The sequence below is a fragment of the Niallia laureatilytica genome (assembly GCF_046613985.1).
Taxonomy (GTDB): Bacteria; Bacillota; Bacilli; order Bacillales; family Cytobacillaceae; genus Niallia.
The window spans coordinates 1-4,456 of the sequence record NZ_JBKKHP010000028.1 but is presented as its reverse complement, the minus strand read 5'-3'; the positions used below and the strand labels follow the sequence as shown (position 1 = coordinate 4,456).

General features: G+C 34.2%; 5 protein-coding genes and 3 pseudogenes. All 8 read left to right on the top strand.

Annotated elements, in window-relative coordinates; genetic code table 11:
- A partial coding sequence (locus ACLIJJ_RS26680; RefSeq protein WP_489685872.1) for a DNA/RNA non-specific endonuclease occupies positions 1–467 on the top strand: 467 nt, incomplete at its 5' end.
- Positions 412–747, top strand: a complete 336-nt coding sequence (locus tag ACLIJJ_RS26675) for a DNA/RNA non-specific endonuclease (RefSeq protein ID WP_411412006.1) — start codon at positions 412–414, stop codon at positions 745–747. The genes ACLIJJ_RS26680 and ACLIJJ_RS26675, both read left to right, overlap by 56 nt.
- A gap of 5 nt (positions 748–752) precedes the next feature.
- Positions 753–1,232: an immunity protein YezG family protein gene (locus tag ACLIJJ_RS26670; RefSeq protein ID WP_411412005.1), complete on the top strand. Its 480-nt coding sequence runs from the start codon at positions 753–755 to the stop codon at positions 1,230–1,232.
- A 644-nt stretch (positions 1,233–1,876) separates the two neighbouring features.
- Positions 1,877–2,288 (top strand): annotated as a pseudogene (locus ACLIJJ_RS26665) (recombinase family protein); the annotation flags it as partial.
- Between the two features lie 36 nt (positions 2,289–2,324).
- Positions 2,325–2,595 (top strand): annotated as a pseudogene (locus ACLIJJ_RS26660) (recombinase family protein); the annotation flags it as partial.
- A gap of 65 nt (positions 2,596–2,660) precedes the next feature.
- Positions 2,661–3,176, top strand: a complete 516-nt coding sequence (locus ACLIJJ_RS26655) for a SecY-interacting protein Syd (RefSeq protein WP_251648139.1) — start codon at positions 2,661–2,663, stop codon at positions 3,174–3,176.
- Positions 3,177–3,737: 561 nt separating this feature from the next.
- A complete protein-coding gene (locus tag ACLIJJ_RS26650; RefSeq protein WP_341078979.1) occupies positions 3,738–4,094 on the top strand; it encodes an Imm3 family immunity protein in 357 nt (118 codons plus the stop codon).
- 125 nt (positions 4,095–4,219) lie between these two features.
- Positions 4,220–4,456 (top strand): annotated as a pseudogene (locus tag ACLIJJ_RS26645) (pre-toxin TG domain-containing protein); the annotation flags it as partial.

Below are 4,456 nucleotides of genomic sequence, written 5' to 3'. Positions count from 1 at the left end.
GCAAGCAAGGAGCGGACGTTTCAAGAGCGTTTATGGATGATCTTGGACGTAGTCTTAATACTTCTCCTAATGCAGCGTTTGCGGGTGGGGTTGGTAATATGAGTTCCTACATGAAAGCTGAGAGCAGGGCTGATGTTGGGAAGGTTAGTGGGGATAAGAGCGAGTATTTGATTATGTTGAGTGGGCGTGGTAGTGGTGTTGTTGATGCTGGTAAGGGTACGGGTAATGGTAATATAGTCAACGAAGTTAAAGAAATTGATTTTGGAAAGCACATAATAAAAGGTGAAAATGGTAAGAAACAACTACTCCCAAATACTAAGTACGTAACCAATGATAACTACAAATATACTACCGATGAACTTGGACGTATTGTAAATGTATATGCTCCCGAACTTGTATTGAAAAAGGCTAATAGAAATAAATACGCTCAGGGCAAATGTAGGGGGAAGAGAAAGATTACCAGATGATGATGGCGGACATTTAATAGGAGCACAATTTAATGGTCCTCCTGATATTGATAATCTTGTACCACAAAATAGTCAAATTAATAGGAGGGGTGGAGTTTGGTACGAAATGGAGACTGAATGGGCCAATGCATTGAAAGAGGTACCACCCAAGAAAGTCTCTGTTAGTATTGAACCGATCTATTCTAATAATTCAATGCGACCAGATTCCTTTATGGTCGAATATGAAATTGAAGGCCAATTTCCAGTGATTCGCGAGATTGCAAATAAATCAGGAGGCTGATATTGATGAGTTTTGAAACAGAATTAAACGAGTTATATAAAGAAATTGCACAACAGGTTAACGATATGATTCCAACTGAATGGGATAATTTCTATTTTAATGGTGAAGTTAAGGAAGGAGAAGGAGGAGTTTTCTTCTTTTTTACGCCAAAAGGTGAGGAACAACACATTTTTTCACATTATATTCCAAAATTATATAGTGTAGATAAGAGGGCTTATAATAAAGAACTACATAAATTATTTCAACTTACTGTTGAACTCCAAAAAGTTTTTACTGATAATGACCAAGAATCTTGGTTTTCAGTGACATTAATATTGAATGATACAGGTAAATTAAACGTACATTTTGATTATACAAATTGGCATGAAAGTGAATTTGGTCCAACAGATAGAATTAAGTATTTTGAATATAAATATATAAGTCAAAACAAAGAACAGCTAGATTTTGATTTATTAGAGAGAATGAAGGAATTTGAAGAAAAGTAAACTATAAAGCACTTGGTTGCCTTTTAGGCAACAGGTGCTTTTGTTTTTGGTGAAGTAAGAACAACATGAATGAGACCAGTTTGAAATTCAAAGCTCATGAAGGTAGTACCATAATGGAGTATTGATTTAATATTTGGATTTTGCGAGAAGCACGATAACCAGACGAGATGACATTTTACATTCCAAGAGGACTTATGATACTGCAAAACACACAAACTAATGAAAATGACAAAACTCGTAATGATAAAGGGGTAACGATATAGATACATAAATCTAGTGAATAAAAAGAAAGTGAGAATTTTTGAGTGAGACAAAAAGAAAATGATTTACATGAAAATCGAAAGCTCATGATGGTTGTACCATCAAGGAGTATCGTTTTAATACTTGGATAGTAAGAAAAGTACGATAATTAGGCGAGATGACATTTTATATGGCAGGGGTAGTTATGACAGGGAATGGCTAAAAAACTAACGAGAATGACAAAGCTCGTGGCGATAAAAGGTAGGTTACGTAAGAAGGTAACTAGTTTAGCAACAGGGCAGACAAAAATTGTGTTGTATTTTTACAAGAGACGGTCGTATAATACTCGCTATTCGTTAAAAAGCGTTACGAAAATAAAAATTATGTAACGGGAGGGTGAGTATTTGAACGTTTTAGGGTATTTACGAGTCTCAACAAAGGTCAAGCAAGAGATGGATACAGCTTGAAATATCAAGAAGACGAAATTAAAGCGTACTGTAAGGAACAAGGTTGGAAATTGATTCATATTTTTAGAGATGAAAGAATTAGTGGCGCCAAATTGAATGACGAAGCATTTGAAATAGACAGGGGGGCTTACAGGCTCACCTTTCGTTTGTCCATATTGATTATGTGGTAGTGCTCAATACAAGACGATTATGGCGCTCAGATATTGTGAATGTGCTGATACAACGAGAGCTGAAGAAATATGACTGTGACATTAAAAGCATTGAACAACCTATGTACAGTATCCATAAGAAAGACCCCAATGACTTTTTGGTAAATGGCTTAATGGAGTTATTAGACCAATATCAACGGGAGGTATTTATGATGGGAAAGTAAGTAGTTGGTTACATACGAGTTTACAAGCACATGATGAGTATAGTTTAGCCAATCAAGTAGAAGAGAGTGAACGTTACTGTAACAAAAATAATTTAGAACTACTTCGTGTGTATGAAGATAGAGATTAAGCGGAGCGACTGTTGATGAGGAGGGATTAACAGTTGAAAGTGATGGACTACAAGAACTATTGTCCGATATGGCGTATAAACAAGTAAGCTATGTTGTTGTGTTGGATACATCACGATTCTGGCGCTCTAATATGGCGAAAGTATTGATACAAAAATATGCTGAACTATTAGAAAAATTCTTAGAAAAGTAAGGGTGATTATTTTGGTAATGAAGGATGCTATGAGCAAATATTTTAATTTAAGAAAAGAATATTTTGATAAAGGGTTAGATTTTTTATTTAAAATGCCATATAACGAAGAAGTTGATTCATTTATATATCAAGGTGAAATGGATGATGAAGAAGAAATTTCATGGAAACCTATTGAAAAAGATAATAAGAATGATTTAACGACGATTGAGGAAAGATTTGAAATTAAACTGCACACTTCAATTGATGACTATTTTAATTCTTATTGGTTTGCTGATTTAGATGGATTTATTGGTAATCATTATATTAAGTTAGAACCTGTATTACCAAATATTGAATTGGATTCCTTCGAAAGTGTTTTAGAAGGATATAAAAACAATCATAATAAGCTTGATAAGACTCCAATAGGTATAGAGGGGAACGGTTTGATAGTTGTTTTAGATAATGTAAGTGGTAAGGTTGAATTGGAAGATTTTGAACGAGGTACGTTCGAAGTGATTTCGGATAGTCTAGATGAGTTAATTTCTAGTTTAAAGTTACAAAAATAATATACTAAGAACATTTATATGAAAAAAATGTAGGATATGAAGTGTGTAGCCCAAGTGTTAGATACTATTGGACTGCAGTTTTTTATAGAAAGATGTATATATGGTAACATAAAATTAAGCTAAGACCTACAAAATTTATGCTACATAAAAAACATATGAACTTAAAGCACTTCTTTGTGATCTGACCCAAAAAAGTTAGACAATATATTTAGGCAGTTTCCAAGATCTGAGTTCGGTATTCTACTGGACTCAGCTTGTTTAGTTTTGCCTCGAGTTATATGCTCTATATACTTATCAACACTAAAAATTAAACCAGAAATCATCCAATCCTGCTTTATCAAATGAATATATGACTGTTTTGGAAGGGAATGAAATAAAAGCAGTATTAAACGAAATCGAGTAAATACTTATAAAGACTCTAAGTAAACTTAATCTGTACAGAAAGCCAAACATGGAATGAGGCACTTGGAAGCAAATAGATTCAGTAACAGAAGCACGTATAATTGATAGAGTGAAAGAGCAAGAGGGTCAGTATGAAAAAGCTGGAAGAGGAGTGATTTCGTGGAAGACTGGGATTATCATGAAATATTTGAGGCAATTAATGAAGAATATAATGATTATTTAAAATTAAATAGGGGACATGAATATGCAATAGCAAGAACTGTTAATGAGTATATAAATCTTGGAAAGATAGAAGATTTTATTGTTGATACTGCTGTAGGTGAAATATTGTTATCCAAAAATAAGGTCTTTATTGGTTATGTTGAAGGTATAACAAAGAGATTAAGTATGTTTAAAGATTTAGATGTTACAAACGAACTGACACAAGAAGAAATTGCAAACTTGACTAATAGGATAGAGACAGTATTGGATGGTCTAAGTAAGGCTGAAATAGATTATAACCCTTATTCCGAGTAGTATTTACTAAATAAGAAAATTTTTAAACTATGATTATTAAAATACTTAACTATAAAGTACTTGATTTCTCTTTTAGGAAATCAGGTTTTTTTATGAGAAGCTAGAGTTATAGTAAACATTTCTATAAATTAACCGGCTATTATGATTACAAGCGCGCAGTCGAAGGCGTCGATCCCGTCACAGGCGAAAAGATGTCAACCGCACAGCGCTTAGCAGCAGGCGGTATGGTATTAGCCGGCTTTATCCCAGTCGTCGGCTGGGCAGGCAGAGCAGTTAAAGGCGGAAAAGGCATCTATTCAGCCGCAAAAGGAATCAGCGCCGCCGAAAATGCCATGAGCACCTACAAAAACGTAAAAGCCTTC

Excerpts from the sequence above, each read along its gene's own strand:
- ACLIJJ_RS26670 (WP_411412005.1), top strand. The coding sequence starts at position 753 with ATGAGTTTTGAAACAGAATTAAACGAGTTATATAAAGAAATTGCACAA.
- ACLIJJ_RS26655 (WP_251648139.1), top strand. The coding sequence starts at position 2,661 with ATGAGCAAATATTTTAATTTAAGAAAAGAATATTTTGATAAAGGGTTA.